This window comes from Kitasatospora sp. NPDC057738, from assembly GCF_042798815.1.
In the GTDB taxonomy this organism is placed as follows: domain Bacteria; phylum Actinomycetota; class Actinomycetes; order Streptomycetales; family Streptomycetaceae; genus Kitasatospora; species Kitasatospora lactacystinica.
This window is the reverse complement of sequence record NZ_JBHVJT010000003.1, coordinates 43,228-68,577: the sequence shown is the minus strand read 5'-3', so window position 1 is coordinate 68,577 and position 25,350 is coordinate 43,228. Positions and strand designations below refer to the sequence as shown.

General features: G+C 72.8%; 28 protein-coding genes. 11 read left to right on the top strand and 17 right to left on the bottom strand.

Annotated elements, in window-relative coordinates:
* The first annotated feature begins 83 nt into the window (after nucleotides 1-83).
* The 3 genes from ACFVGO_RS02555 to ACFVGO_RS02545 all read left to right on the top strand — a co-directional run bounded on the left by ACFVGO_RS02555 (nucleotide 84) and on the right by ACFVGO_RS02545 (nucleotide 2,089).
* On the top strand, nucleotides 84-260 hold the full coding sequence (locus tag ACFVGO_RS02555; RefSeq protein WP_380348010.1) for a hypothetical protein: 177 nt from the start codon (nucleotides 84-86) through the stop codon (nucleotides 258-260).
* Between the two features lie 70 nt (nucleotides 261-330).
* Nucleotides 331-1,260, top strand: a complete 930-nt coding sequence (gene era / locus ACFVGO_RS02550) for a GTPase Era (RefSeq protein WP_316521324.1) — start codon at nucleotides 331-333, stop codon at nucleotides 1,258-1,260.
* A 124-nt stretch (nucleotides 1,261-1,384) separates the two neighbouring features.
* Nucleotides 1,385-2,089 carry an alpha/beta hydrolase gene (locus ACFVGO_RS02545; RefSeq protein WP_359903013.1) on the top strand — a complete coding sequence of 235 codons (705 nt, stop codon included), beginning with the start codon at nucleotides 1,385-1,387 and terminating at the stop codon, nucleotides 2,087-2,089.
* Nucleotides 2,090-2,150: 61 nt separating this feature from the next.
* Here ACFVGO_RS02545 and ACFVGO_RS02540 read toward each other — a convergent pair whose 3' ends face one another.
* Together ACFVGO_RS02540 and ACFVGO_RS02535 are read right to left on the bottom strand one after the other, a co-directional pair.
* Nucleotides 2,151-2,417 (bottom strand): protealysin inhibitor emfourin, encoded by a 267-nt coding sequence (locus ACFVGO_RS02540; protein WP_359903011.1) that lies wholly within the window; start codon nucleotides 2,415-2,417, stop codon nucleotides 2,151-2,153.
* Between the two features lie 164 nt (nucleotides 2,418-2,581).
* On the bottom strand, nucleotides 2,582-3,604 hold the full coding sequence (locus ACFVGO_RS02535; RefSeq protein WP_359903008.1) for a M4 family metallopeptidase: 1,023 nt from the start codon (nucleotides 3,602-3,604) through the stop codon (nucleotides 2,582-2,584).
* 341 nt (nucleotides 3,605-3,945) lie between these two features.
* Here ACFVGO_RS02535 and leuA point away from each other — a divergent pair, with 341 nt between their 5' ends.
* From leuA to ACFVGO_RS02515, 4 genes are all read left to right on the top strand, one after another.
* Nucleotides 3,946-5,742: a 2-isopropylmalate synthase gene (gene leuA, locus ACFVGO_RS02530; RefSeq protein WP_359903005.1), complete on the top strand. Its 1,797-nt coding sequence runs from the start codon at nucleotides 3,946-3,948 to the stop codon at nucleotides 5,740-5,742.
* A 359-nt stretch (nucleotides 5,743-6,101) separates the two neighbouring features.
* Entirely contained in the window at nucleotides 6,102-6,647 is a 546-nt protein-coding gene (locus ACFVGO_RS02525; protein ID WP_359903002.1) for a TerB family tellurite resistance protein, read from the top strand.
* Nucleotides 6,648-6,919: 272 nt separating this feature from the next.
* The gene (recO, locus tag ACFVGO_RS02520) at nucleotides 6,920-7,666 is read left to right on the top strand and encodes a DNA repair protein RecO (protein ID WP_359903000.1); all 747 of its coding nucleotides are present in this window, start codon (nucleotides 6,920-6,922) and stop codon (nucleotides 7,664-7,666) included.
* A gap of 4 nt (nucleotides 7,667-7,670) precedes the next feature.
* Entirely contained in the window at nucleotides 7,671-8,504 is an 834-nt protein-coding gene (locus ACFVGO_RS02515; RefSeq protein WP_359902997.1) for an isoprenyl transferase, read from the top strand.
* Between the two features lie 125 nt (nucleotides 8,505-8,629).
* Here ACFVGO_RS02515 and ACFVGO_RS02510 read toward each other — a convergent pair whose 3' ends face one another.
* The 4 genes from ACFVGO_RS02510 to ACFVGO_RS02495 are packed head-to-tail and all read right to left on the bottom strand — an operon-like array spanning nucleotide 8,630 to nucleotide 11,836.
* Nucleotides 8,630-9,040, bottom strand: a complete 411-nt coding sequence (locus ACFVGO_RS02510) for a Fur family transcriptional regulator (protein WP_189918013.1) — start codon at nucleotides 9,038-9,040, stop codon at nucleotides 8,630-8,632.
* A gap of 35 nt (nucleotides 9,041-9,075) precedes the next feature.
* Nucleotides 9,076-10,005, bottom strand: a complete 930-nt coding sequence (locus ACFVGO_RS02505) for a metal ABC transporter permease (RefSeq protein ID WP_359902994.1) — start codon at nucleotides 10,003-10,005, stop codon at nucleotides 9,076-9,078.
* Nucleotides 10,002-10,766: a metal ABC transporter ATP-binding protein gene (locus ACFVGO_RS02500; RefSeq protein ID WP_359902991.1), complete on the bottom strand. Its 765-nt coding sequence runs from the start codon at nucleotides 10,764-10,766 to the stop codon at nucleotides 10,002-10,004. The genes ACFVGO_RS02505 and ACFVGO_RS02500 overlap by 4 nt, the downstream gene beginning before the upstream one ends.
* A 14-nt stretch (nucleotides 10,767-10,780) precedes the next feature.
* Complete coding sequence (locus ACFVGO_RS02495; protein WP_380630669.1) at nucleotides 10,781-11,836, bottom strand: metal ABC transporter substrate-binding protein; 1,056 nt, start codon at nucleotides 11,834-11,836, stop codon at nucleotides 10,781-10,783.
* A gap of 191 nt (nucleotides 11,837-12,027) precedes the next feature.
* On the opposite strand from ACFVGO_RS02495, the gene ACFVGO_RS02490 reads away from it, so the two are divergent.
* Entirely contained in the window at nucleotides 12,028-13,410 is a 1,383-nt protein-coding gene (locus ACFVGO_RS02490) for a glycine--tRNA ligase (RefSeq protein WP_359902988.1), read from the top strand.
* 94 nt (nucleotides 13,411-13,504) lie between these two features.
* On the opposite strand, the gene ACFVGO_RS02485 is transcribed toward ACFVGO_RS02490, so the two are convergent.
* From ACFVGO_RS02485 to ACFVGO_RS02455, 7 genes are all read right to left on the bottom strand, one after another.
* A complete protein-coding gene (locus ACFVGO_RS02485; RefSeq protein ID WP_380630667.1) occupies nucleotides 13,505-14,647 on the bottom strand; it encodes a hypothetical protein in 1,143 nt (380 codons plus the stop codon).
* 68 nt (nucleotides 14,648-14,715) lie between these two features.
* The gene (locus tag ACFVGO_RS02480) at nucleotides 14,716-15,834 is read right to left on the bottom strand and encodes a hypothetical protein (protein ID WP_380630666.1); all 1,119 of its coding nucleotides are present in this window, start codon (nucleotides 15,832-15,834) and stop codon (nucleotides 14,716-14,718) included.
* The gene (locus ACFVGO_RS02475; protein WP_380630665.1) at nucleotides 15,831-16,409 is read right to left on the bottom strand and encodes an NADAR family protein; all 579 of its coding nucleotides are present in this window, start codon (nucleotides 16,407-16,409) and stop codon (nucleotides 15,831-15,833) included. The genes ACFVGO_RS02480 and ACFVGO_RS02475 overlap by 4 nt, the downstream gene beginning before the upstream one ends.
* Before the next feature lie 74 nt (nucleotides 16,410-16,483).
* On the bottom strand, nucleotides 16,484-17,593 hold the full coding sequence (locus ACFVGO_RS02470) for a threonine aldolase family protein (RefSeq protein WP_380630664.1): 1,110 nt from the start codon (nucleotides 17,591-17,593) through the stop codon (nucleotides 16,484-16,486).
* Between the two features lie 87 nt (nucleotides 17,594-17,680).
* Nucleotides 17,681-18,250, bottom strand: coding sequence for a DUF6939 family protein (locus ACFVGO_RS02465; RefSeq protein ID WP_359902977.1), 570 nt, complete (start codon nucleotides 18,248-18,250; stop codon nucleotides 17,681-17,683).
* A gap of 183 nt (nucleotides 18,251-18,433) precedes the next feature.
* Nucleotides 18,434-18,871, bottom strand: coding sequence for a nucleoside deaminase (locus tag ACFVGO_RS02460; protein ID WP_359902974.1), 438 nt, complete (start codon nucleotides 18,869-18,871; stop codon nucleotides 18,434-18,436).
* Nucleotides 18,868-19,677 (bottom strand): LLM class flavin-dependent oxidoreductase, encoded by an 810-nt coding sequence (locus tag ACFVGO_RS02455; RefSeq protein WP_359902971.1) that lies wholly within the window; start codon nucleotides 19,675-19,677, stop codon nucleotides 18,868-18,870. Before ACFVGO_RS02455 ends, ACFVGO_RS02460 begins: the two co-directional genes overlap by 4 nt.
* 93 nt (nucleotides 19,678-19,770) lie before the next feature.
* Between ACFVGO_RS02455 and ACFVGO_RS02450 the strand changes: the two genes are divergently transcribed.
* Together ACFVGO_RS02450 and ACFVGO_RS02445 are read left to right on the top strand one after the other, a co-directional pair.
* Nucleotides 19,771-20,217: an Lrp/AsnC family transcriptional regulator gene (locus ACFVGO_RS02450; protein ID WP_359902968.1), complete on the top strand. Its 447-nt coding sequence runs from the start codon at nucleotides 19,771-19,773 to the stop codon at nucleotides 20,215-20,217.
* Between the two features lie 138 nt (nucleotides 20,218-20,355).
* The gene (locus tag ACFVGO_RS02445; RefSeq protein WP_380630714.1) at nucleotides 20,356-21,468 is read left to right on the top strand and encodes a serine hydrolase domain-containing protein; all 1,113 of its coding nucleotides are present in this window, start codon (nucleotides 20,356-20,358) and stop codon (nucleotides 21,466-21,468) included.
* Nucleotides 21,469-21,491: 23 nt separating this feature from the next.
* On the opposite strand, the gene ACFVGO_RS02440 is transcribed toward ACFVGO_RS02445, so the two are convergent.
* Together ACFVGO_RS02440 and ACFVGO_RS02435 are read right to left on the bottom strand one after the other, a co-directional pair.
* Nucleotides 21,492-21,725, bottom strand: coding sequence for a hypothetical protein (locus ACFVGO_RS02440; RefSeq protein WP_359902966.1), 234 nt, complete (start codon nucleotides 21,723-21,725; stop codon nucleotides 21,492-21,494).
* A 185-nt stretch (nucleotides 21,726-21,910) separates the two neighbouring features.
* Nucleotides 21,911-23,413 (bottom strand): MFS transporter, encoded by a 1,503-nt coding sequence (locus ACFVGO_RS02435; protein ID WP_359902963.1) that lies wholly within the window; start codon nucleotides 23,411-23,413, stop codon nucleotides 21,911-21,913.
* 102 nt (nucleotides 23,414-23,515) lie between these two features.
* Here ACFVGO_RS02435 and ACFVGO_RS02430 point away from each other — a divergent pair, with 102 nt between their 5' ends.
* Complete coding sequence (locus tag ACFVGO_RS02430; protein WP_359902961.1) at nucleotides 23,516-24,400, top strand: helix-turn-helix transcriptional regulator; 885 nt, start codon at nucleotides 23,516-23,518, stop codon at nucleotides 24,398-24,400.
* On the opposite strand, the gene ACFVGO_RS02425 is transcribed toward ACFVGO_RS02430, so the two are convergent.
* Together ACFVGO_RS02425 and ACFVGO_RS02420 are read right to left on the bottom strand one after the other, a co-directional pair.
* Nucleotides 24,397-24,786 carry a hypothetical protein gene (locus tag ACFVGO_RS02425; RefSeq protein ID WP_359902959.1) on the bottom strand — a complete coding sequence of 130 codons (390 nt, stop codon included), beginning with the start codon at nucleotides 24,784-24,786 and terminating at the stop codon, nucleotides 24,397-24,399. The genes ACFVGO_RS02430 and ACFVGO_RS02425 overlap by 4 nt on opposite strands.
* The gene (locus ACFVGO_RS02420) at nucleotides 24,783-25,265 is read right to left on the bottom strand and encodes a hypothetical protein (protein WP_359902956.1); all 483 of its coding nucleotides are present in this window, start codon (nucleotides 25,263-25,265) and stop codon (nucleotides 24,783-24,785) included. The genes ACFVGO_RS02425 and ACFVGO_RS02420 overlap by 4 nt, the downstream gene beginning before the upstream one ends.
* Nucleotides 25,266-25,350: the final 85 nt, after the last annotated feature.

Sequence of the window (25,350 nt, the reverse complement as noted above, 5' to 3'; positions counted from 1 at the left end):
CGGCCGTGCCGAGGGGCATGGTCCCGGCCCACGCCCGGCAGATAATCTCACCGGGGGAGTGGATGCGCTGAGGGGGCTGGGGCATGGGGGCGGTGGCGTTCTTCGCCGGGCTGCTGCTGTTCGTGATGGGGCTGGGCAAGTGGCAGGAGACCAAGTCGGAGCTCTGGCTCTTCGGCTCGCTCGGCTTCCTGCTGGTGCTGGTGGTGGTCTCGCTGATCCCCACCGACGGCAAGGGCGGGAAGAGCGGGAAGAAGGGCTGAACGCGCCCCCGAAGACCCCCGGGGGTGGGCCCGGACGGCGGGGCTCCGGTGATCAGGGAGAATGGAGCCCATGAATGCCCCTTCCTCCTCGTACCGCTCCGGGTTCGCGTGCTTCGTCGGCCGGCCCAACGCGGGCAAGTCGACCCTGACCAACGCCCTGGTGGGGACGAAGGTCGCGATCACCTCCGACCGCCCGCAGACCACCCGGCACACCGTGCGCGGCATCGTGCACCGCCCGGACGCCCAGCTCGTCCTGGTCGACACCCCCGGCCTGCACAAGCCGCGCACCCTGCTCGGCGAACGCCTCAACGACCTGGTCCGCACCACCTGGGCCGAGGTCGACGTGATCGGCTTCTGCCTGCCCGCCGACCAGAAGATCGGCCCCGGCGACAAGTTCATCGCCAAGGAGATCGCCGGGATCAAGAAGACCCCGAAGGTCGCCATCGTCACCAAGACCGACCTGGTCGACTCCAAGCGCCTGGCCGAGCAGCTGATCGCCATCCACCAGCTCGGCATCGAGCTGGGCTTCGAGTGGGCCGAGATCATCCCGGTCTCCGCCGTGGGCGACAAGCAGGTGGAACTGGTCGCCGACCTTCTCACCAAGCTGCTGCCGGAGGGCGACCAGCTCTACCCGGAGGGCGACCTCACCGACGAGCCCGAGCAGATCATGGTCGCCGAGCTGATCCGCGAGGCCGCGCTGGAGGGCGTGCGCGACGAACTGCCGCACTCGCTGGCCGTGGTGGTCGAGGAGATGCTGCCGCGCGAGGGCCGCCCGGCGGACCGCCCGCTGCTGGACATCCACGCCAACGTCTACATCGAGCGGCAGAGCCAGAAGGCGATCGTGATCGGCGCGAAGGGCTCGCGGCTCAAGCACGTCGGCACCACCGCCCGCAAGCACATCGAGGCGCTGCTCGGCACGCCGGTCTACCTGGACCTGCACGTCAAGGTCGCCAAGGACTGGCAGCGCGACCCCAAGCAGCTGCGCAAGCTCGGCTTCTGAGTCCGGGGCTCCGGACCGGCGGGTTCGAGCCACCGGGAGGCCCGGGGCCCGTTCGGACGTTGTGCGTCCGGGCGGGCCCTCGTCGTGGTCCGGCCGTACGCGACGTCAGAAGGGGCACAGCGCGATGAAGTTGCACATCCGGGAGTGGGGCCGTGGGGACCGGCTGGCCGTGCTGGTGCACGGCATCATGTCCGACCACCGCACCTGGCGGCTGATCGGTCCGGCGCTGGCCGAGCGGGGCTACCGGGTTCTCGCGGTGGACCTGCGCGGGCACGGGCGCAGCCCGCGCGGCACCGGCGGGAGCCCGCTGGAGCGCTACCCCCTGGAGGCGTACTCCGACGACCTGGTGGAGAACCTGCCGACCGGCGTCGAGCTCGCGATCGGCCACTCGCTGGGCGGCATCGCGCTGGCGGGCGCGGTCGAACGGCTGGAGCCGGCCCGCGCGGTGTACGTCGATCCGGCCTGGCGGTTCGCCCAGACCGGGATGGACCCGCGGGTGATGGCGGAGCTGAGGCACCTCACCCGGGAGCAGATCGTCGCGCTCAGCCCGAGCTGGGAGCCGGACGACGTGGACGCCGAACTCGCCGCCGCGGCGGCCTGGGACGAGGACTCGGCGTGGGCCCTGGCCGACCAGCGCTCGGACCTGCCGACCCGGCCGGCGGTGCCCTCGCTGGCGGTGCTGGCCGACCGCAGCCTGCTGGTGGACGCGTCCAGCGCCCGGGCGCTGAGCGCCCGGGGCTTCGAGGTGCGCACCGTGCCCGGCACGGGCCACACCGTCCACCGGGACGACCCGGCCGGCTTCCTGGCCGCGCTCGACGGCTGGCTCTGACCCTCCCGGGCGGCCGGGTCCTCCGCGCTCTGCGGGCGGGCCCTGCCGCGCGACCCCGGTGCTACGCGCCCTCGCGCAGCACCAGGGAGATCAGCTCGCGCTGGGAGTCGGTGAGCTTCGGGTCGGCGCAGTACACCGACCGGCCGTCGACGGTGATCTCGTAGTGGAAGCCGTCCGGCACCCCGTACGAGGGCGCGCGCAGCCCGCCCGCGACGGCCTCGCGGGCGAGCGCGTGCACGTGCGGGGCGTCCGTGCGGTCGGCGGTGTCGATCTCCGCCTGGCGGACGAGCCCCGCGAAACCGCCGGTCCGGGTCACCTGGATACGCATGGTGTCCATGGTGCTACGCAGGGAGGGGGTTTGCCGGGCTTTTCCCGGACCGTGACCTTAAGCCCGCCTCAACCCGGTCTCAACCACCCTTCAGTCACGCTCCGGTGGCTCCGGCCGGGCTCCTGGGGCTCCGGGCGAGCCCCGCGGGCCGCGCCCCCGGAGGGTCACCCCGGGCTGACCCCGACCTGCGCCCAGGAGGCCGTGACGGTGTCCACGACCGACCGGTCGTCGGGGTAGCGGGCCTTGGCGGCGGCCACGGTGGCCCGGGCGAAGGCGGTGAAGTCGGCGTCGGCGGGCAGCGTGCGCCCGGTCAGCGCGTCGTACCAGATCCGCCCCGCGCGCTCCCAGGCCGAGCCGCCGAGCGCGGTGGCCAGCAGGTAGAACGCGTGGTTGGGGATGCCGGAGTTGATGTGCACCCCGCCGTTGTCCTGGGAGGTGTTCACGTAGTCCCGCATGTGCGCGGGCTGCGGGTCCTTGCCCAGCTGCGGGTCGTCGTAGGCGGTGCCGGGCGCCTTCATCGAGCGCAGCGCCACGCCCTGCACGCCCGGGGCGAGCAGCCCGGCGCCGATCAGCCAGTCGGCGTCGGCGGCGCTCTGGTGCAGCGAGTACTGCTTGACCAGCGAGCCGAAGACGTCGGAGACCGACTCGTTGAGCGCGCCGGGCTGGTCCTGGTAGTCCAGCCCGGCGGTGAACTGGGTGACGCCGTGGGTGAGTTCGTGGCCGATGACGTCGATGCAGGCGGTGAAGTCGCCGAACACCACGTTGTCGCCGTCGCCGAACACCATCTGGTGGCCGTTCCAGAAGGCGTTGTCGTAGTTGCGGCCGTAGTGGACGCTGGCGTCCAGCCGCAGGTTCCGGTCGTCGATCGAGTGCCGGCCGAAGACGTCGGCGTAGAGCGCGAAGGTGGCGCCGAGGCCGTCGTAGGCGTGGTTGACGGAGCTGTCGGAGGACGCGCCGCGGCCCTCGGTGCGGACGCTGCGCCCGGGCAGCCGCTGGCCGTGTCCGGCGTCGTAGATCACCCGGTTGAGGCCCGGGGTGGCGGCGACGGGCGGGGGCGGGGAGAGTCGGGCCGCGCGGTGCTCCGCGTCGAGGGCCAGGGAGTGGACGGCGGGCTCGTGACCGGCCTCGGCGAGGCGGTCCAGGACGTACGGCGGGACGATCGTGCAGATCGGTACTGCTGCAGTCATGTGGCCCAGGGTGAGGCCTCGATGACCGGTTGTCACCACCTTCGGCATGACCGGCCGACGTCTCAAGGGGTGGAACGGAAGCCCGGATCACTTCGGGGGCGCGCGGCGCTGGGTTACGCTGGGGCCATCATGCGCAACGGGCTGCTTCTTCTTAGCTGCCGCGTCGAGGGCCTGTAGTCCACCGGGCCGGCACCCTCGCCGCGGGGAACGAGCTGTGCGCGCGATCGGCGATCCAATGGTGTATCGCGAGCGGCAGCCGAGGCCGGCCAGTCGGTGTCGACCAGGTGTTGACCCCTCCCGACCCGCCCGCACCACGCATCACAGGAAGCCGAGTCACCTCCATGACCGAGCAGAACTCCGCCGCGTCCGTTCCCGCCGGCCGTCCCTTCGTCGACCGCCCCACCCCGATCACCGCCGCCTCGGTGCGCCAGCGGCCCTCGGGCATGCGTCACGGGCGCTACCTGCCGTTCGGCACCGTCGACCTGGCGGACCGCAGCTGGCCGGAGAAGGTGATCACCAAGGCGCCGCGCTGGCTCTCCACCGATCTGCGGGACGGCAACCAGGCGCTGATCGACCCGATGTCGCCGGCCCGCAAGCGCATGATGTTCGACCTGCTGGTGAAGATGGGCTACAAGGAGATCGAGGTCGGCTTCCCCTCCTCCGGGGCCACCGACCACGCCTTCGTGCGCTCGCTGATCGAGGAGGGGGCGATCCCCGAGGACGTCACCATCTCGGTGCTGACGCAGGCCCGCGAGGAGCTGATCGAGAAGACCGTGGAGTCGCTGGTCGGCGCCCCGCGGGCGACCGTCCACCTGTACAACGCGACCGCGCCGCTGTTCCGCCGGGTGGTGTTCCGCAACGACAGGGCGGCCACCAGGGCGATCGCCACCGAGGGCACCCGGCTGGTGATGGAGTACGCGGAGAAGCTGCTGGGCGACGACACCGTCTTCGGCTACCAGTACTCGCCGGAGATCTTCGTCGACACCGAGCTGGACTTCGCGCTGGAGGTCTGCGAGGCGGTCATGGACGTCTGGCAGCCGGGCGAGGGCCGCGAGATCATCCTGAACCTGCCCGCCACCGTCGAGCGGGCCACCCCGAACGTCCAGGCCGACCAGTTCGAGTGGATGTCGCGCCACCTGTCCCGCCGCGAGTTCGTCTGCCTGTCGGTGCACCCGCACAACGACCGCGGCACCGCCGTCGCCTCCGCCGAGCTGTCCTACATGGCGGGCGCCGACCGCATCGAGGGCTGCCTGTTCGGCCAGGGCGAGCGGACCGGCAACGTCGACCTGGTGACGCTGGGGATGAACCTGTTCTCGCAGGGCATCGACCCGCAGATCGACTTCTCCGACATCGACGAGGTGCGCCGCACCGCCGAGTACTGCAACCAGATGGAGGTGCACCCGCGCCACCCGTACGCTGGCGACCTGGTGTACACCTCCTTCTCCGGCTCGCACCAGGACGCCATCAAGAAGGGCTTCGACGTCCTGGAGGCGGACGCCAGGGCCGCGGGCGTACCGGTGCACGAGCACACCTGGGGCGTGCCGTACCTGCCGATCGACCCGAAGGACGTCGGCCGCACCTACGAGGCGGTCATCCGGGTCAACAGCCAGTCCGGCAAGGGCGGCGTGGCGTACGTGCTGAAGAACGACCACAAGCTGGACCTGCCGCGCCGGATGCAGATCGAGTTCTCCCGGATCATCCAGGCCAAGACCGACGCCGAGGGCGGCGAGGTCAGCCCGGCCGAGATCTGGCGGGTCTTCGAGGACGAGTACCTGCCGACCACCGACAACCCGTGGGGCCGGATCTCGCTGAGCGGTTCGCGCACCCTGACCACCGAGGACGGCCGGGACGCGCTGACCGCCGAGGCCCTGGTGGACGGCGTCCCGACCACCCTGACCGGTACCGGCAACGGCCCGGTCTCGGCCTTCGCCGACGCGCTGGCCCGGATCGGCGTGGACGTGCGCGTCCTGGACTACGCCGAGCACGCGCTGAGCGAGGGCGGCGACGCCCAGGCCGCCGCGTACGTGGAGTGCGCGGTGGACGGCAAGGTGCTGTGGGGCGTGGGCATCGACGGCAACACCGTGCTGGCCTCGCTGAAGGCCATGATCAGCGCCGTCAACCGCTCGCAGCGCGGCTAATTCGAACGGGTGGTGTGCGAAGGGCCGTCCCGCGGGGCGGCCCTTCGCCGTGCCGGCCTGGGGTTGTGTCCTGCGCCACATTTTTTCGAATCGGAAGCCGTTCGAGGTACTGACACGTGCCGGTAACCGTGGCAACATCGATCCACCGGAAAGCCGGGTCGGTGGGACGGCCTCGGTGTCCGGTCGCGTGACCTGCCCATTGTCGAGCAGGCCGCCTGCCATGTCTGGGGAGTGGCGCCGTGACCAGGTTGTGGGGTGTTCGCCCGCGGTGGCGGACTGACGTTCTCGGTGACTTCTTCTGCCCGGGTTGTGGCGGGGACCGCAACTACCGCCGGCAGCACGGCCGGCGGTGGCTGCGGTTGCTGGGGACCCCGGTGGTCCCGCTCGGTCCGGTGATCGGCAGTGTGCAGTGCACCAGCTGCCACGGCCGGTACGGCGTCGAGAGCCTGGAGCAGCCCACCAGCGTGCGCCTCGGCGCGATGCTGCGGGACGCCCAGTACACCATCGCGCTGGCCCTGCTCGCGGCCGGCGGCACCGCCCACCGGGCGGCCCGCGACGCGGCCTGCGCGGCGGTCCGCGAGGCCGGGTTCGAGGACTGCGGCGAGGCCCAGGTGCTGGCCGCGCTCGCCGCGCTCTCCGGGCTCGGCGGCGAACTCCACGACGCCCGGGGGATGTCCGGCGGACTGGCCGTCGAACTGCACGCGGTGCTCGAACCGCTCACCCCGCACCTGGCCCACCACGGCCGCGAGCGGTTGCTGCTGCAGGGCGCGGCGATCGCCCTGGCGGACGGGCGCTACCTGCCGCAGGAGCGCGACGCGCTCGCCGCGGTCGGGGGCTGCCTGGACCTGCCGAAGTCCCGGGTCGGGGCGCTGCTGGAGGCGGCGACCAGGACCCCGTACAAGTAGCGCCGCCCGCCGGCCCGCCCGCCCGCGGCGCTGCTCGCCGACCACCTCTCACCGCTCACGATCACCGCTCGCGATCACCGGCCACCACCACCGCCCGCCGAGCGCCGTCCGGACCTCCGGAACCCGCAGACCATCTCCGAATCCCCCACAACGGGCCTTGGACTCCCCACCCCGGGCCCGCCGTGACCCGCACCGCATGGCCTCCCCCACGGCCGCCGGTGCGGGCAACACGGCTGTCCGGCGCCGGGGGGCGGTGGGGGAGAATGGTCCCCATGAGTCTTTTCCGGGACGACGGCGTCGTGCTGCGGGCGCAGAAGCTCGGCGAGGCCGATCGGATCATCACCCTGCTGACCCGCAAGTACGGCAAGGTGCGGGCGGTGGCGCGCGGGGTGCGGAAGACCAAGTCCAAGTTCGGTGCCCGCCTGGAGCCGTTCTCGCACGTGGACGTGCAGTTCTTCAGCCGGGGGAGTGAGCTGATCGGCCGCGGATTGCCGCTCTGCACCCAGGTGGAGACCATCGCGCCGTACGGCGGCCCGATCGTCGCCGACTACGGCCGCTACACGGCCGGCACCGCGATGCTGGAGACCGCCGAGCGGTTCGCCGAGAACGAGGGCGAGCCGGCCGTCCAGCAGTACCTGCTGCTGGTCGGCGGGCTGCGCACGCTGGCGGCCGGGCTGCACGAGTCGCACCTGGTACTGGACGCCTTCCTGCTGCGCTCGCTCGCGGTGAACGGGTACGGCGCGAGCTTCACCGACTGCGCCAAATGCGGCCTGGAAGGGCCGAACCGTTTCTTCTCCCTCCCCGCGGGCGGGGTGCTCTGCGGGGACTGCCGAGTGCCCGGATGTGCCGTACCCTCCCCTGAGACACTGGTACTGCTCGGGGCGCTGCTGTCAGGGGACTGGCAGACGGCCGACGCCTGCGAGCCGCGGTACTGGCGGGAGGGCAGCGGCCTGGTCGCGGCCTATCTGCAGTGGCACCTGGAGCGGGGCATCCGCTCGATGAGATACGTGGAGAAGTGAGCACATGGCAGCGCGACGGCTCTTCGGCGGCGGCAAGCAGCGGACGTACGTCCCCCCGACCCCGCACCCCAGCGGCGCACAGCCCCCGAAGATCCCCGGCGAGCTGGTCCCCGAGCACGTCGCGATCGTGATGGACGGCAACGGCCGCTGGGCCAAGGAGCGCGGGCTGCCCCGCACCGAGGGCCACAAGGTCGGCGAGTCCGTGGTGCTGGACGTCCTCAAGGGCGCCATCGAGCTCGGCGTCAAGAACATCTCGCTGTACGCGTTCTCCACCGAGAACTGGAAGCGCTCGCCCGACGAGGTGAAGTTCCTGATGAACTTCAACCGGGACGTCATCGCCCGCCGCCGCGACGAGATGGACGCGATGGGCGTGCGGATCCGCTGGGCGGGCCGGATGCCCAAGCTGTGGAAGAGCGTCGTCCAGGAGCTCCAGGTCGCCGAGGAGCAGACCAAGGACAACGACGCCGTCACGCTCTACATGTGCGTCAACTACGGCGGCCGCGCCGAACTCGCCGACGCGGCTCAGGCGATCGCCCAGGACGTCGCGGCCGGGAAGCTCGACCCGAAGAAGGTCAACGAGAAGACCCTGGCCAAGTACATGTACCACCCGGACATGCCGGACGTGGACCTCTTCCTGCGCCCCAGCGGCGAGCAGCGCACCTCCAACTTCCTTCTCTGGCAGTCGGCTTACGCCGAGTTCGTGTTCCAGGACGTGCTCTGGCCGGACTTCGACCGCCGTGACCTGTGGCGCGCCTGCGAGCAGTACGCGATGCGCGACCGGCGCTTCGGCGGGGCGATCCCCAACGAGGTCGGCGCGCCGGTGCCGTCCCAGCGCTGACGGGCGTACGGTCCCGAGGGCCGTGCCGGCCGCACTGGCCGCACTGGCCGCGACGGCCGTACCGGACGAAAAGGAGAGGACCCGCCGGGATCTGCCCGGCGGGTCCTCTCCTTCGTGTCGGCGGCTCAGGCCTTCTTGGCGCACTCCGCACAGGTCCCGAAGATCTCCAGGGTGTGCGCGATGTCGCTGAAGCCGTGCTCGGCGGCGACCGAGTTGGCCCAGCGCTCCACCGCGGGCCCCTCCACCTCGACGGTCGCGCCGCAGTGCCGGCAGACCAGGTGGTGGTGGTGCCCGCTGCTGCACCGGCGGTAGACCGCCTCGCCGTCGGCGGTGCGCAGCACGTCCACCTCACCGGCGTCCGCGAGCGACTGGAGCGTGCGGTAGACCGTGGTCAGACCGACGGAGTCCCCGCGGTGCTTGAGCAGGTCGTGGAGCTCCTGCGCGCTGCGGAAGTCCGCGATCTCGTCCAGGGCTGCCGAGACGGCGGCACGCTGCCGGGTCGAGCGGGCGCGCGGCGACGGGCCTGCGGTGGTCACCGTGGGTCCTCCTGGGGTCGTGGGCGTCTCGCACATCATTGTGCCAGCCCGGCCCGCCGCTCAGGGGTGGTCGTGCCGGACGGCCCGGAGACGGCCTGCCCCGGCAGTTCGACGTCGCACACCTTCGGTCCGTTCTCGCCCGTGCCGCGGTGGCGCCGCCGGGCCAGTGGCGCGGCGAGCAGGCTGAACACCGCGAACACCGCGATGGCGAGCAGCACGATGGCCGGGCCGGAGGGCACGTCGAGCTGGTAGGAGCCCGTGACGCCGGCCAGCGAGACGACCACGCCGAGCGCGATCGAGGCGGCCTGGGTGGCGGCGAAGGAGCGGGTGAGCTGCTGGGCGGCGACCACCGGGACCACCATCAGCGCGCTGACCAGCAGCAGCCCGACCACCCGCATGGCGACCGTGACGGTGACCGCGGCCATCACCGCGAGCAGCAGGTTGAGGGTGCGCACCGGCACGCCGGTGACCCGGGCGAAGTCCTCGTCCTGGCAGATCGCGAAGAGCTGGCGGCGCAGGCCGACGGTGACCGCGATGACCACCGCGCCGAGCACCGCGATGGTGGCCAGGTCCGCGGGGGCGACGGTGAGGATCGAGCCCCACAGGTAGCTCTCCAGCGAGCCGGCCCCGGCCTGGGCGGACATCGAGACCAGCAGCTTGCCGCAGGCCATGCCGCCGTAGAAGAGCATCGCGAGGGCGATGTCGCCGCGCTGGTTGCCGCGCGAGCGGACCAGCTCCATGGTGACGGCGCCGAGCACGCAGACCAGCACGGCCATCCAGACCGGGCTGGTCTGGAAGATGAAGCCGAGGCCGACGCCGGTCATCGCGACGTGGCCCATGCCGTCGCCCATCAGGGCCTGGCGGCGCTGCACCAGGTAGATGCCGACGGCCGGGGCGGTGATCCCGACCAGGACGGCGGCGAGCAGGGCCCGCTGCATGAAGTCGTAGGACAGCATCTCGGTCATGCGAGCAGCCTCGGCGGGGTCAGGTCGGCGTGCGGGTGGACGTGGTCGTGGCCGGGCAGCGCGTGCAGGCCGGTGTTGGGCACGGGCGGGCCGTCGTGGGCGACGCAGCCGTCCCGCAGCACCACGGCGCGGTCGATCAGCGGTTCCAGCGGTCCGAGTTCGTGCAGCACGAGGAGGACGGAGGCGCCGCGGCCGACCTCGGTGCGCAGGGTGTCGGCGAGCACCTGCTGGCTGGCGGCGTCGACGCCGGCCATCGGCTCGTCCATGATCAGCAGGTCGGGGGAGCCGACCAGGGCGCGGGCGATCAGCACCCGCTGCTGCTGGCCGCCGGACAGGTCGGCCACGCCGTCCGAGGCCCGCTCCAGCATGCCGACGGCGGCCAGCGCGCGGTCCACCGCCTCGCGGTCCTTGCGGCGGAAGGGCAGCAGCCGGTGCTGCGGCAGCCGTCCGGTGGAGACCACCTCCCGCACGGTGGCGGGGACGCCGGAGGCGGCGGTGGTGCGCTGCGGGACGTACCCGATCCGGTGCCAGGCGCGGAAGGAGCGGAACGGGATGCCGAACAGCTCCAGGGTGCCGTGCTCCAGCGGGACGGAGCCGATCACGGCCTTGACGGTGGTCGACTTGCCGGAGCCGTTGGCGCCCAGCAGGGCGACGACCTCTCCGGGCCGGACGGTGAGGTCGACGCCGCGCAGCACCGGCCGGCCGCCGCGCGAGGCGACGGCGTCACGGAGGCGGACGGCCGGGGGTATCGGGTCGGTCATGGTGCTCGGTCCCGTCAGTTCGCGGGGGCGGGGGTGGCGGCGTCGGTCCCGGCGGGGGCGGCCGGGGCGGTGCCGGCCGGGGCGCCGAGGGCGGCCCGGAGGTTGGCCAGGTTCTGCTTCATCACGGTCAGGTAGTCGTCCTTGGACGGGTCCTTGACGCCCTCCAGCGGATCCAGGACGGCGGTCCTGAGGCCGAGGTCCTTGGCGACGGTCTCGGCGAGCTTGGGGCTGACCAGGGTCTCGAAGAAGACGGTGGAGACGCCGTTGTCCTTGGCGGCCTTCTGCACCGCGGCGAGGCGGGCCGGGGTGGGCTCGGACTCCGGGTCGACGCCGTTGATGGCGACCTGGGTGAGGCCGTAGTGGTCGGCGAGGTAGCCGAACGCGGCGTGGCTGGTGACGAAGGTACGGGTGCTGGCGTCCTTCAGCCCGTCCCGGAACTCCTGGTCGAGCGCGGTGAGCCTGGTGACCAGCTCGTCGGTGTTCTTCCGGTAGTCCTCGGCGTGGGCCGGGTCGGCCTTGGCGAACTCGTCGCCGACGCTCTTGGCGATCGCCGCGTAGCGGGTCGGGTCGAGCCAGATGTGCGGGTCGCCGGCCGGGTCCTCGTGCTTGTGGCCGTCGGTCCCGTGGCCGTCGCCGCCGTGGTCGGCGTCCCCGGTGTCCTCGTCGAGGTGGTGGTCGACCAGCGGGCTGGCGGCGGTGGCGTCGATCTTGTGCTTGCTGGACGACTGCGCGACGGCCTGGTCGACGGTGGGCTGGAGGCCCTTGAGGTAGATGATCGCGTCGGCCTTCTGGACCGTGCCGACCTGCTTGGCGGTGAGCTCCAGGTCGTGCGGCTCGACGCCGGCGGCGGTCAGGTCGGTGACCGCGACGTGCTCCTTGCCGATCTGCTGGGCCAGGTACTCCATCGGGTAGAAGGAGGCGACGACCTTCAGCTTGCCCGTGCCGCTGTCGGCGCTGCTGCTGCCTCCGCAGGCGGTGAGGACGAGGGTGGCGGCGAGGGCGGTGGTGCCGAGCGCCATGGAGCGGCGGGTCCGGCGAGACAGTCCGAGTCGAGGCAGTCCGATCATCATGACAATCATTCTCATCTCAAATGGAAATGATTGTCAAATCACTCGGGCGGGTGAACGGAAGGTGACGGAGGGTGGGGGCGGCCGGACGATACCGATTTGAATCACGTACCCGTATGGCCGGTAACCTGAGGTATTCGGGTACGCGCAACCAGCCGTGCCCTGACCGTGCCGTACGTACTGAAGAGAGCACTGTGGCCGCCGACAAGATCGACACGATCGTCAGCCTGAGCAAGCGCCGTGGCTTCGTCTACCCCTGCAGCGAGATCTACGGCGGCACGCGTGCCGCCTGGGACTACGGGCCGCTGGGTGTCGAGCTCAAGGAGAACATCAAGCGCCAGTGGTGGCGCGCGATGGTCCAGGCCCGTGAGGACGTCGTCGGACTCGACTCGTCGGTGATCCTCGCCCGCGAGGTGTGGGAGGCCTCCGGTCACGTCGCCACCTTCAACGACCCGCTGACCGAGTGCCTCTCCTGCCACAAGCGCCACCGGGCCGACCACCTGGAGGAGAAGTACGAGGCCAAGCACGGCTTCCCGCCGCCGAACGGTCTCCAGGACGTCAACTGCCCCGACTGCGGCACCAAGGGCCAGTTCACCGAGCCCAAGGACTTCTCGGGCATGCTGAAGACCCACCTCGGTGTCACCGAGGAGGCGAGCGGCCTGGCGTTCCTGCGCCCGGAGACCGCCCAGGGCATCTTCACCAACTTCAAGGCCGTCCAGACCACTTCGCGCAAGAAGCCGCCGTTCGGCATCGCCCAGACGGGCAAGAGCTTCCGCAACGAGATCACCCCCGGCAACTTCATCTTCCGCACCCGCGAGTTCGAGCAGATGGAGATGGAGTTCTTCGTCAAGCCGGGCGAGGACGAGCAGTGGCACGAGTACTGGCTCCAGCAGCGCTGGGACTGGTACGTCGGCCTCGGCCTGCGCACCGAGAACATGCGCTTCTTCGAGCACCCGAAGGAGAAGCTCTCCCACTACGCCAAGCGCACGGTGGACATCGAGTACCGCTTCAACTTCGGCGGCTCCGAGTTCTCCGAGCTGGAGGGCGTCGCCAACCGCACCGACTACGACCTGCGGGTGCACAGCGAGGCCTCCGGCCAGGACCTGAAGTACTTCGACCAGGAGTCCGGCGAGCGGTACTTCCCGTACGTCATCGAGCCGGCGGCCGGCCTCAACCGCGCCATGCTGGCCTTCCTGATCGACGCCTACTTCGAGGACGAGGCGCCGAACGCCAAGGGCGTCATGGAGAAGCGCGTCGGCATGCGGCTCGACCCGCGCCTGGCCCCGGTCAAGGTCGCCGTCCTGCCGCTGTCGCGCAACGCCGAGCTGTCCCCGAAGGCCCGCGGCCTGGCCGCCGACCTGCGCACCGCGTGGAACGTCGAGTTCGACGACGCCGGCGCCATCGGCAAGCGCTACCGCCGCCAGGACGAGATCGGCACGCCGTTCTGCGTCACCGTCGACTTCGACACCCTTGAGGACAACGCGGTGACCGTCCGCGACCGCGACACCATGTCGCAGGAGCGCGTCTCGCTGGACCAGGTCAAGGCGTACCTGGGCGCGCGGCTGATCGGCTGCTAGCAGCCTCGGGCACGGCCCGGGAGCCCTCGTCCGCCCTGGTGGGGCGGACGGGGGCTCCTTGCTGTCCGGGGCAGGGGGTCGCGTGCGGCCGCCGCTACCGCCGTCCCCAGCGCGAGCGCGGGGCCGTGGGCGGGCGGGTCGGGAGGCCGGCGGTGCGCAGGGCTGCGAGCGTGGTGCGGTGGCGGGCCTCGTCGGCGAGCAGCGCGGCCAGCAGCTGCGCGTAGAGCCCGGAACTGCCGGCGCCGTCCAGGGCGGCGGCCAGCCGGACCACCTCGGCGGGCGGGCGCAGGACGGCCAGCTCGCTCAGCAGGAGGGCGGCGAGCGCAGGCGGCAGCCCGGCCGCGAGGTCGGCGAGGTCGGCGGTGGAGCGGCCCGCGGCCTGCCGCAGCAGGGTCCTGACGTCGGCGGACCGGCCGTGCTGCTGGAGGCAGGCGGCCAGGGAGGTCAGCTCGGGCATCGGCGCGGACCCCCACTCCCAGAGCAGCGTCGCGCTGTCGGCGGCCAGCCCGGCCCGGTCCAGCGCGGAGAGCAGGCCGGGGACGGAGGCGGCCGGGTAGCCCCAGAAGGCGTGGAACACCTCGGCCGCCTCCTCGGCCAGGCCCAGTTCGCGCAACTCGGCGAGCACGGTGACGGAATGGTCGGGTGCGGACCGGGCGATGCTGCGGGCGAGGAGGAGCGAGCCGCCGGTCGGACCGTACCTGGCCAGCATGCCGACCAGAAGCGCGGCGTCGGAGGGGGTGAGACGAGCGGCGGCCGCGTCTATCACCCCGGTGGCCTCGGCGAGGGAGCCGGCCCGGTGGAGGGCGGTGATCCGCTCGGTGAGAGCGCCGAGGTCGGGGCGGGCGGGCGCCGGCGGCTGCTGCTGAGGTGGCCGCTGCTGTCGCGGTGGCTGCTGTGCGGGCCGCTGATGGGCCGGTGCCTGTTGGTGCGGCGGCGGCGGTGGCTGCTGCCGCTGTCTGATCCGGCTCTCCAACGCCTCCAGCTGGTCGCTGAGTTGGAGGCAGCGGGCGCCCAGTCCCTCGCGGAGCGTGCGGGCCTGGGCGAGCTGGCGCAGCAGCTCCCCGTCCGGCCGCTGGCGGCCCGGGGTGGCCCCGATCGCCTCGTTCAGGCGCCGTTCACGTTGGCCCGCGTAGCGGCTCGCACGGAGTAACTCGTCCAGTTCTGCGCGGAGTTCCTCGGCCTGTTGCTCGCCTTCCGGCCGCTGGCCTGCGGATTGTGCCGTCGGCCGCATGCGCATGATCGCCCCAACCTGTCCATCTGCACCCTGACTGTGTGACATCCTGGCGTCAGTATGTGGCGTGGGAGTTAAGAGTGCACGACCAGTCGTGTCCGAGTGGTGTCAAGGAGCGCGCAGACGGCGGTCGTTGCGAGGAGTGCGCCGGTCGCGCTCCGGAGGAGGGTCGCCTCGTAGTACGGGCCGGGAGCGAGCACCGCGACGGCGTATCCGACCAGCGCGCCCACGAGCGCGGGCGGCAGGAGGGGCAGCGCGTCCCGGCGGACCGCCGCCCCGATCACCAGGAGCCCGGCCAGGGCGGAGAGTTCGGGCGTGCCGAAGGACTGCGCGTAGCGGATCGACAGGGCGGGGACGAGGAACAGCGCCAGTGCCCGGCCGACCGTCCCGGAGAGCGCGGCGGTGTACGGGCCGGGCCGCCCGCGCGGAATCCGGCGCGGAAGGGTACGGGTGGCGACGAGCACCGCCAACGCGGCCGCGGCGGACGGGAGATGGTCCCCGAGCCGGGCGAGGTTGTAGAGCAGCGCGGTGTCGTACAGCACCAGCATCAGCTGGCCGTACGCCCACAGGTCGAGCGCGAAGCGGAACGGGCCGCGGGCGGGCTCGGCGTCCGCTTCGGGTTCGCGTCGGGCCAGCCGGGCGATCAGCGGCGGCGTGAGGCAGGCCGCGAGCACCCGCAGGACGAGGTCGTCCACGGTGTACGGGTTCCGCAGGTCCCACTCCACCGCGCAGAACGCCACCGTGTACGAGACGGCGGCGAGCGGGATCAACGGCGAGCGGGCCAGCCGGACGTACAGCGCGCGGTCCAGCCGCCGGACGACGGCGACGAACGCCAGCAGCACCAGCGGCAGTTCGAGGAACGCCTGCACCCGGAGCACCGACGGCGCCAGGAGCTCCGGGGCCGGGAAGCGGGCGGCGAGGAAGTCCAGGCGGGGCACGTCGAACCAGCCGGGCGGCAGGTGGCGGGCGATGAAGGAGACGTCCCCGTGGTGCACCCGGTTCACGTAGACCGCGACGAGCACCTGGTTGAGGTGGATCAGCACGACGACGGCCGCCAGCAGCGGCTCCGGCCCGTACGTTCCTTCTCGCCGCGGGGGCCGGGCCTTCCGCCGCAACACCCCCGGCGCCAGGAGCAGGGCGGCGGCGGCCGAGGCCACCACCGTCCCGTCCAGCAGCGCAGCGATCGCGCTCATGCGGCCAACCGCGCCCGCGCCTCCATCAGGGCGAATCCGAGCAGGTTCGACCCGCGCCACTCGGCGGGCTGTTGGGCCCGGATGTCGTCGGCGGCGAGCCCGATGCCCCAGATCCGGTCCAGCGGGCTGGCCTCGACCAGCACCCGGTCGCCCGTGCCCAGGAGGTAGTCGCGCAGCGCCTCGTCCTGTCCGAACTTCGCGACGTTGCCCGCCACCACCAGCTCGAACCGGCCGGCCGTCCAGACCTTCTCGTCGAAGTCCTTGACCAGCCGCCCCAGCTTCTTCGCCTCGGCGGGGGTCCGGGCCGCGAGCACCCGCCGTGCGATCTCCTCGTCACCGAACATCCGGGCCTTGCCGGCCATCATCCAGTGCTCGGCGGAGGTGTAGGTGAGCCCGTCGACGGTGAACTCGCCGGGCCACCACTGGCTCAGGCACTCCTGTCGGGTGCCACCGCCCTTGCGCTCGGTGTGCCCCCAGAACATCACCCACTTCGGCCGCAGCCCGTCGGCCATCAGCGCGGTCAGCTCCTCGCGGCTGCGGACGGCGGCCAGGTCCCCCACGTGCATCTCGCTCATATCGTCAGTCTGACACAAAGGGGTGGTGGCCGCGAACCCGTTCGACCGCGGCGCTCCTCGCGGGATCCCCGCCGTCAGCCCCTGATCGCCAGCTCCAGGAAGCGCAGCCCGACCTCCGTCACCTCCTCCGCCGTCCACGCCTGCGCCGGCTCGCCGAGGCTGACCTCGGCCACGGCGAGGCCGGGGGCGGCGTCCTCCCAGTGCGGGACGAACCAGACGCCCTCCTGCTCGGCCAGGGCCAGGTGGGCGGCGTTCAGGGCCTCGGCCGGGTGCGGGAGCCAGAGTTGGTACTCGTGGGTGGGCGGCACCTCGGGATACAGGCGGGCGCCGGGGAGCGCGGCCAGGGCCGGGGTGAGGGTGGACGCGGCGTGGCGGATCAGGCCGGGGATGCGCGGCAGGGCGGTGTCCAGGCCGTGGAGGGCGGCGATGGCGGCCGGCCACTGCTGGGAGAGCTGGCCGCCGTAGCGGTGGCGCCAGGTGCGGGCGTAGGAGACGAGGGCGGCATCGCCGGCGAGGGCGGCCCCGCTGATCCCGCCGAGGTCCTTGTAGTAGGAGACGTAGACGCTGTCGGCGAGGGCGGCGATCTCGTCGAGCCGCTTGCCGAAGTGGGCCGTGGTGTTCCAGAGCCGGGCGCCGTCGAAGTGCACCCGGGCGCCGGCCTCGCGGGCGGCGGCGACGAGGGCGGTCAGCTCGTCCCAGTCGGGGAGCAGGTAGCCGGGGTCGCGCAGCGGGAGTTCGACCGTCAGGGTGCCGAACGGCTCGCCCAGCGCGCCGAGTTCGCCGGGCGTCGGCTGGCGCTGCTCGGTGGTGGGCCAGAGGCCGCGCAGGCCGGTGAGCTGGGTGTAGGCGTGCCGCTCGTGCCGCTCGATGTGGCTGAGCGGATGCAGGGCCACCGCCGTGTTGCCGGTGCGCTCGGCGTGGTGGCGCAGGGCCACCTGCTGGGCCATCGTCCCGGTGGGGAAGAAGACCGCGTCCTCCTTCCCGAGCAGTGCGGCGGTCCGTTCCTCCAGCTGCCGCACGGGCCCGTCGCTGCCGTAGAAGTCGTGGGGGACGTCCAGGCCGTCCAGGGCGGAGAGTTGGGCGAGGCGCTCGCGGATGCTGAGGACGCGGTCGCCGGAGAGGAAGCGCTTGCAGGTCATGCGGGCCGCGCGGCGCCGCTGGACCGCGCTCTGGTCATCGGTCATCCGACGATTGTCGAACTCGTGGCGCGGTCGGACCAACTGCTTTTCCCCAGGACGGGTCGGGCGCCGGAGAGGCGGTCCGGGCCGGGGCTATCGGGGCTGCCCGTCCGTGTCGTCCTCGTCGGGCCAACGGTCCTCCAGGTGGAGCCGGATGAGCGCGGCGTGGGAGAGCGGGCTGGTGGGGTCGGCGACGTCGCCGTTGGTGGTGTAGTCCAGGAGCACGACCTCGTCCTTCTCCCGGAGCCGCTCGACCAGATCGGCGACGCGGTGTTCGAGGACCCAGCGGTAGGCCGGGAGGTAGACGCGGCGGCGGGCCGTCTCGTAGGGCAGGAGCCGGTCGCCGTGCAGGCCGGTCCGGTGGCCCTGGACGGGGCCGTACCGGCGCACCGTCCGCTTGAGGCCCTTCATCGAGGTGACGCGCAGCTTCGCGGGGTCGACGTCGGCGTCCCGGAAGACCTTGAGGGCCTGCCAGACGCCTTCCACGGACTCGCTGGTCACGCCGTCGCTCCAGGGGACCGGGATGCCGCCGTGCGGATGGAACGGGCTCAGCCGGACCCACGGGTCCGGCGCCCTGGAGGTGACGTCGATGATCTCCGCGCCGGGGAAGGCGGCGGTCAGCGAGGCCGTCGTGCGGCGGCGGCTCGCGACGTGGATCGGCATCGGTGGTTCCCTCCGGTCGGTGACGTGATCCGCCGAGCTTTCCCGATGCCACTGACACTCGCCCTGTTGGGTTGAACGTGCGTGCATGTCGGCCGGGAGGGGAGACCATGGCGGTGCCTGCGAGTGCCCGGGGGCTCGTCGGAGTGGCGATCTCGGTGTTCACCCTGCCGGTGGTGCTCTTGCTCAGCGCGGACCGTAGTAGGCCGTGATCGGGGCCCGGGCCTCGTCGGGCAGGGCCGGGCCGTCCGTCGGTACCGGCCTCCAGGCGCCCGAGTCGGGGTTGAGCTCGACGAGTTGCGCCGTGGAGAGCGCGTACACGACCCGGCCGAGGCCGGAGCGGAGGATGCCTCCTTCGCACATGCCGCAGGGCTGGCAGCTGGTGTACATCGTGGTGCGCGCGGCGGTGCCGGGGGCCAGTTCGCGGGCGGCCCAGCGGGCGAGCTTCAGTTCGGGGTGGGCCGTGATGTCGTCGTCGCGCCGTACGGTGTTGTGGGCCTCGGCGAGGATCCCGCCGTCCGGGCCGGCGAGCAGGGAGCCGTAGGGGGCGTCGCCCAGGGTGATCGCGTGGGCGGCGATGGCGAGGGCGCGGCGGAGCAGGGCCCGGTCGGCGTCGGTGATCACACGGCCCTCCACCGGGTGGCCACGGTGGTGAGGTCCTGCCAGGCCCGCTGCGGGCGGCGGGTTTCCTCCGGATCGCCGTGGTAGGGGTCGAGGACGACGGTCTCCGCGCCGAGATCGCGCAGGTGGCGGAGGTCGTCGAGGATCTGGTCGACGGTGCCGACGCCGGCGGGCCGCTCGGGGTCGTCGACCGGCGTGCCGGTCGGCCGCAGGGCGATGCGGGGCGCGAACCCCGGCATCGGGTGCTCGGCCAGGATCGATCGCATCCGGGCGAGGGACAGCCGCAGCGGGTGCCAGGCGTCGCCGAACCGGCGTGCCCGCCGGAGCGCGGCCTCGCTGTGGCCGCCGACCCAGACCGGTACCGACCGGCGGTCGGGCTCCTCGGCCCGGGCGTCGCGCAGGGTGCCCAGGTACTCGTCGGTCAGTCTGCCGCGCTCGCCGAACGGCACGCCGAGGGCGGCGAACTCCCGGCGGGCCCAGCCGACTCCCACGCCGAGGACGAACCGGCCGCCGCTGAGCCGGTCGAGGGTGTCCGTCATCCGCGCCACCAGCAGCGGGTTCCGGTAGGGCAGGATCAGCACGGTCGTGCCCAGCCGCAGGTTCGGGGCGACTCCGGCGAGCCAGGACAGCGTGGTGAAGGGCTCGTAGAAGGGTTCCGGGTACCGCTCGGCGACGTCCGGGGTCACCGCCACGTGGTCCGACACCATGAGGAGGTCGAAGCCGAGGCCCTCCGCGGTCCGGGCCCACTCGCGCAGCACGCCGGGGTCGGTTCCCGGGCCGAAGTTCGGTACGTTGACGCCAAGTTGCATGCTTCGAGGCTATCCCCGCGATCATGGCGGACGGAACGGGGTTCTCCCGCTGTGACCGGCGGATCGCCGTGGTTCTCCCGGTAGATTCGCGTCATGGCCGTGAATCTTGACGACACCGACTGGGCGATCATCGAGCAGCTGCAACGGGAGGCCCGCATCTCGCTCAGCGAGCTGGGACGGCGGGTGTCGCTGAGCGCGTCGGCGACCACCGAACGGGTGCGGAACCTGGAATCGCTGGGCGTCATCACCGGCTACCGCGCGACGGTGGACCTGGCGAAGGTCGGCTACCCGGTGCTCGCCGTCGTCCGGCTGAAGTACCCGGGCAACCGCCACGAGCCGCTGCGGCGGCTGCTCGACGAGCGGCGGGAGATCCTGGAGTGCCTGCGCACCACCGGCGACGACTGCTACACCCTGAAGGTGGCGGCGACGTCCATGGAACACCTGGAAACCCTGGTGGACGAACTGGCCGGCTTCGGCAGCACCACCACGAGCGTCGTCTACAGCCGGACACTGCCCCTGCGGGGACCCGGCCGGCCCTGACGCCTGCGGAGGTGCTCCCTCGATCGGGGGAGGCCGGCCGTCCGCCGCGCGGCCAGACTGGCGATCGTGACCGGGAGCTGTTCCCGATCCCCACGATCCCACAGGAGTTGACCCGTGCGTCCTTCGCGTGTCCGCCACATGGCACTCGCCCTCGCCCTCTCGACCGCCGCGGCCGTCGGGGCGCTGACACCGCCCGCGGCGTCGGCCGCGTCCGCCGCTGCCCCGCCGGACGTCGTGCAGCAGGGCCTGAACGCGCTGGTGCGGACGGACGGGGTGCCCGCCGCGCTCGCGACCGTCCGGGACGGGCGGGGCCGGACCCGCGACTACACGGCAGGGGTGGGGGACCTGGCCACCGGCGCGAAGGTCCCCGTCGGCGGGCAGGTGCGGATCGGCAGCAACACCAAGACCTTCACCGCCGTCGCCGTGCTCCAGCTGGTGGGGGAGGGGAAGGTCGACCTCGACGCCTTCGTCGACACCTACCTCCCCGGCCTGGTCCGCGGCGAGGGCGGGGACGGGCGCGGCATCACCGTCCGGCAGCTCCTCCAGCACACCAGCGGCCTGCCCGACTACGAGGGGCTGCTGGACGAAGCCTCCCTCCGGCAGCGCTACTTCGAGCCCCGCGAGCTGCTGGACCTCGCCCTCGGGCAGAAGTCCGTCTCCGCGCCCGGGGAGAAGTTCGGCTACAGCAGCACCAACTACGTGCTGGCCGGCCTGATCGTCCAGCGGGTGACCGGCCGGCCGCTCGCCGAGGAGATCGACCGGCGGATCGTCCGGCGCATCGGGCTGCGGCACACCTACTTCCCGGCCGCCGGCGACCGGACCATCCGGGAAGCCCACCCCAAGGGGTACCGCAAGGACTCCGCCGACGGGCCGCTGACCGACTTCACCGAGCTGGACCCGTCGGCGGGCTGGGCGGCCGGGCAGATGATCTCCACCAACGCGGACCTCGACCGCTTCTTCACCGAACTGCTGGTCCCGGACCGCCTGCTGCCCGCCGCCCAGCTCGCCCAGATGCGCACCACCGTCCCGGTCGGGGACAGCGGCATGGGCTCCGGGCTGGGCGTCTTCAGCCGGCCGCTCTCCTGCGGCGGGGTCTACTGGGGGCACGGCGGCGACATTCCGGGCTACGAGACCCGGGGCGGCGCCACCGACGACGGGCGCGCCGTGAACATCGCGGTGACCACCGTTCCGGCCGACTACGCCGTCACCCGGCACCTGGAGGACGTGGTGGACGCCGCCCTGTGCCGCTGAGCCGGCCGTCGGGCCGCGAGCCGTCAGGAGCGGTAGTGGTTCCCCTCGTCGCCGATCACGCCGGTGCCGTGGTGGACCGAGATGCTGGAGTACGTCGCCCGCATGCGCGTGGCCTGGGCGGTCCGCTGCTGTTCGATCAGCAGGCCCTCGGCGTCGTCGAACTGGTGCCGGCGAGCGCGTTCCCGGAGCACCAGGTAGAGCGTGGCACCGACGACCGTGCCGACGAGCACGAGCAGGAACACCAGGACGAGAGCCATGACGTCATCTTCCCCCGGTTCGAGTGCGTCTGACTTTTATCTCATGGGCGTTCGGCGGTCGCACTCGAATCGTCCGAAGTCGCCGTACGGCTGTGCGGAACACCGGGCGCGGGCGGCGCGGGGGCGGCGATCGGCCGACCGCTCCGGGTGATCGCGACGCGCTCGCCGGCCCCGCGGGCCGGGGTTCAGCCGATGGAGCGGGGGAGGCGGGTGGTCAGGTGGAGGATGGTGAAGGAGCCGAGGAGCTGGATGCCCAGGCACAGGGCGAGGGCGCGGTCCATGCCGAGGACGGGGGAGAGGGAGAGGTAGAGGGTGCCGAGGGTGGCGACGCCGAGGGCGAGGCTGGACTGCTGCCCGGTGGCGAGGACGCCGCTGCCGACGCCGGCCCGGGCGGCGGGCACCTTGGAGAGGACGACCCGGAACAGCGGGGTGCCGATCAAGCCCTGCCCGATGCCGGCGAGGGCGACGCCCGGGGCCATCCGCAGTGGCGAGAAGTGCGACCAGTCGGCCAGGACGGTCAGGGCGAGGGTGGCGAGGCCGGTGGCCTGGACGACGGCGCCGGCGCTGAGCACCCGGCTGCCCCAGCGGCCGATCAGCCGCGGGCCGGCCAGCGAGGCGCAGAAGTAGCCGACGGCCATCGGGACGAGCGCCCAGCCGGCCGCGACCGGGCCGAGCCCGAGGCCCTGCTGGAGGGCGACCGCGATGACGAACATGAAGCCGCCGAAGCCCGCGAAGTAGGGGAGCGCGATGCCGAGGCCGCGCCGCATCTCCGGGATGCGCAGCAGGGACGGCGGCACCAGCGGGGTGTCCCCGCGCCGCTCGGCGCGGCGTTCGACGGTGCCGAAGGCGACGGCGAGGACGGGGAACAGGGCCAGCAGCACCCAGGACCAGAGCGGCCAGCCGGCGGCACGGCCCTCCATCAGCGGGATGAGCAGGGAGAGCAGCGTGGCGGTGAGCAGGACGGTGCCGGGGACGTCGACCCGGGCGGCCGTGGCGGCCCTGTTCTCCGGGACGTAGCGGACCGCGAGCACCACGGCGAGCAGGGCGAACGGCACGTTCAGCAGGAACACCGAGCGCCAGCCGGTGCCGAACAGGTCGGCGGCGACCAGCATGCCGCCGAGCACCTGCCCGATCACCACCGAGATCCCGCCGACCGCGCCGTAGACGCTGAGCGCGCGGCCGCGCCGGGCGCCCTCGGTGGCGGCGGTGATGGTGCCGAGCACCTGCGGGATCAGCAGTGCGGCCGAGGCGCCCTGGGCGGCCCGGGCGGCGACCAGGGACCACGCGCCGGGGGCGAGGCCGCAGGCCAGTGAGGTGAGGGCGAAGGCGACGGCGCCGACGACGAAGAGCCGGCGGCGGCCGTAGTTGTCGCCGAGGCGTCCGCCGAGGACGAGCAGCACGGCGAAGGCGATGCCGTAGCCGGCGGCGACCAGTTCGAGGACGGCGGGCCCGGCGGCCAGGTCGTGGTCGATGGTGGGCAGGGCGACGTTGACGATGAAGAAGTCGAGCATCGGCAGGAAGGCGCCGAGCAGGACGGTGACCAGCCCGGCGGTGCCGAGGGTGGCGGCGGGGCCGGTGGGAGCGGTGGCGGGGCCGGCCGGTCCCGGGGCGGAGGTACGGGCGGCCGCGGTGCCGGGGGTGGTGGCGGTGCGGCTCGATGCGGGGGCGGCGGCGAGTTGTCGGGTCACGGGTCCTACGATCCGCCGGGTCGTACCCTGGTACCAGAGTGTGGTTATCCGGGTATAAGAAGTACCTGGCAACAGGTTGACGGCTGTCGCATGCTGGGGAGCATGAGCCTCGCCACACCTCCCGCGCAAGCCCGTACCGGTTCGGCCGGTCCGCGCCCGGCCACTCCCGACGAAGCCCGCCGGCACGAGCTGGCCGCGTTCCTGCGCAGCCGCCGCGAGCGCCTGACACCCGAGCAGGTGGGCCTGCCGATGACCGGGCGCCGCCGGACGCCGGGGCTGCGCCGGGAGGAGGTCGCGCAGCTCGCCGCGGTCGGGGTGACCTGGTACACGTGGTTGGAGCAGGGGCGGGACATCCAGGTGTCCGCCCAGGTGCTGGACTCGGTGGCCCGGGCGCTGCTGCTGGACCCGAGCGAGCGGGCCCACCTGTTCACCCTGGCCGGCACGGACGACCCGGTGCCGGTGCGGGAGTGCCCCTCGGTGACCCCGAGCGTGCGGCTGCTGCTGGAGCGGCTGGCGCCGTACCCGGCGGTGGTGCTCAACTCCCGCTACGACGTGCTGGCGCACAACGCCCAGTACACCGCGATCGTCGGTGACCTCGACCGGCTGGCTCCGGAGGACCGGAACCTGATGTGGATGGCGTTCACGCCCTCGCAGTTCCGCGACGTGCTGATCGACTACCGCACCGAGCGCCTCGGCATGGTGGCCCGGTTCCGCTCGGCGATGGCCGACCACAGCTCGGAGCCGGCCTGGAAGGCGCTGGTGGCCCGGGTGCTCAAGGCCTCGCCGGACTTCGCGGAGCTCTGGCAGCGGCACGACGTGATGCGGCCGGGCAACGGGATCAAGCGGTTCCAGGTGCCCGGGGTCGGGCTGTTGCGCTGCGAGTACACCAACTTCTGGCTCAGTCCGCAGCTGGGGACACGGATGATCACGTACACCCCGCTGGACGACGGGACCCGCGCGCTGATGGACGAGCTGCCGACGCCCTAGGCGGTCCGCAGCGCCGCGTCCCGGCCGAGCCACAGGCACACCACGGCGAGCGGCAGTTCGATGCAGGTGGCCATGACCAGCGCGGCGAGCACCGGGAGGCCCGGCCCGGCGCAGGCGATGTCGGCCAGGGCGTCCCCGGCGAGCAGCAGGGCCACCGCCGCGCCGGCCCAGAGCGCGGCGGGGCTGCGCCGGCGCAGCAGCGCGTCCAGCGAGAGCAGGGCGGCGAACTCGGTGAGGTCGAGCACGACCCAGGGGGTCTCGTGGCAGACGGCGAGGACCGCCAGCCAGGGCAGCAGCGCGACCGCGGCCATGACCGGGAGCCGGCCGAGGCGCGCGGGCGGGGCGTACGAGGAGGTGGGGCGGACGGAGAGGACGGCGGTACTCATGCGATGCCCCGCACCCGCTCCAGCGGCAGCCGCTCGGCCGTCCCGCCCGCCGAGTGCTCGACCCGCACCGCGTCGAACGGGCCCTCGGCCCAGGCGATCCAGAACCGGTCGGCCACCACGGCCACCTCGGCCGTCGACCGCGCCCGGCGGAACGGCCGCCGCCCGGTGAACACCACCGCGGGCGCGGCGCCGTCGGCCGCCAGCCGGCCCCAGGCCAGCACGTGCCGGTTCCGCCCGGTGGACGGGCAGTGCCGGGCCCCGCGCAGCAGGTGCGGGGTGAGCCGGGCGGCGACCAGGACGTCGGTCAACTCCCCGTACTGGTACAGCTCCAGCGCGGCCCGGCCGCGGCCGGACCCGGCGCTGCGGACCGACCAGGGCCCGGCTCCGGCCGGCAGCGCCCCCTCCGGGGCTGCGGAGGCACCTCCGGGGCCGGGCCGCCCGTTCGGCGCAGTGGCGGAGTGCGATGCGGTGCTCGTCATGACCTCAAGCTTTCCGCCGGGACCCCGGTCCTGTCGGTGGTGCTCCACACCGAATCGGGGGTGTATCCAGCTACACCCCCCACCC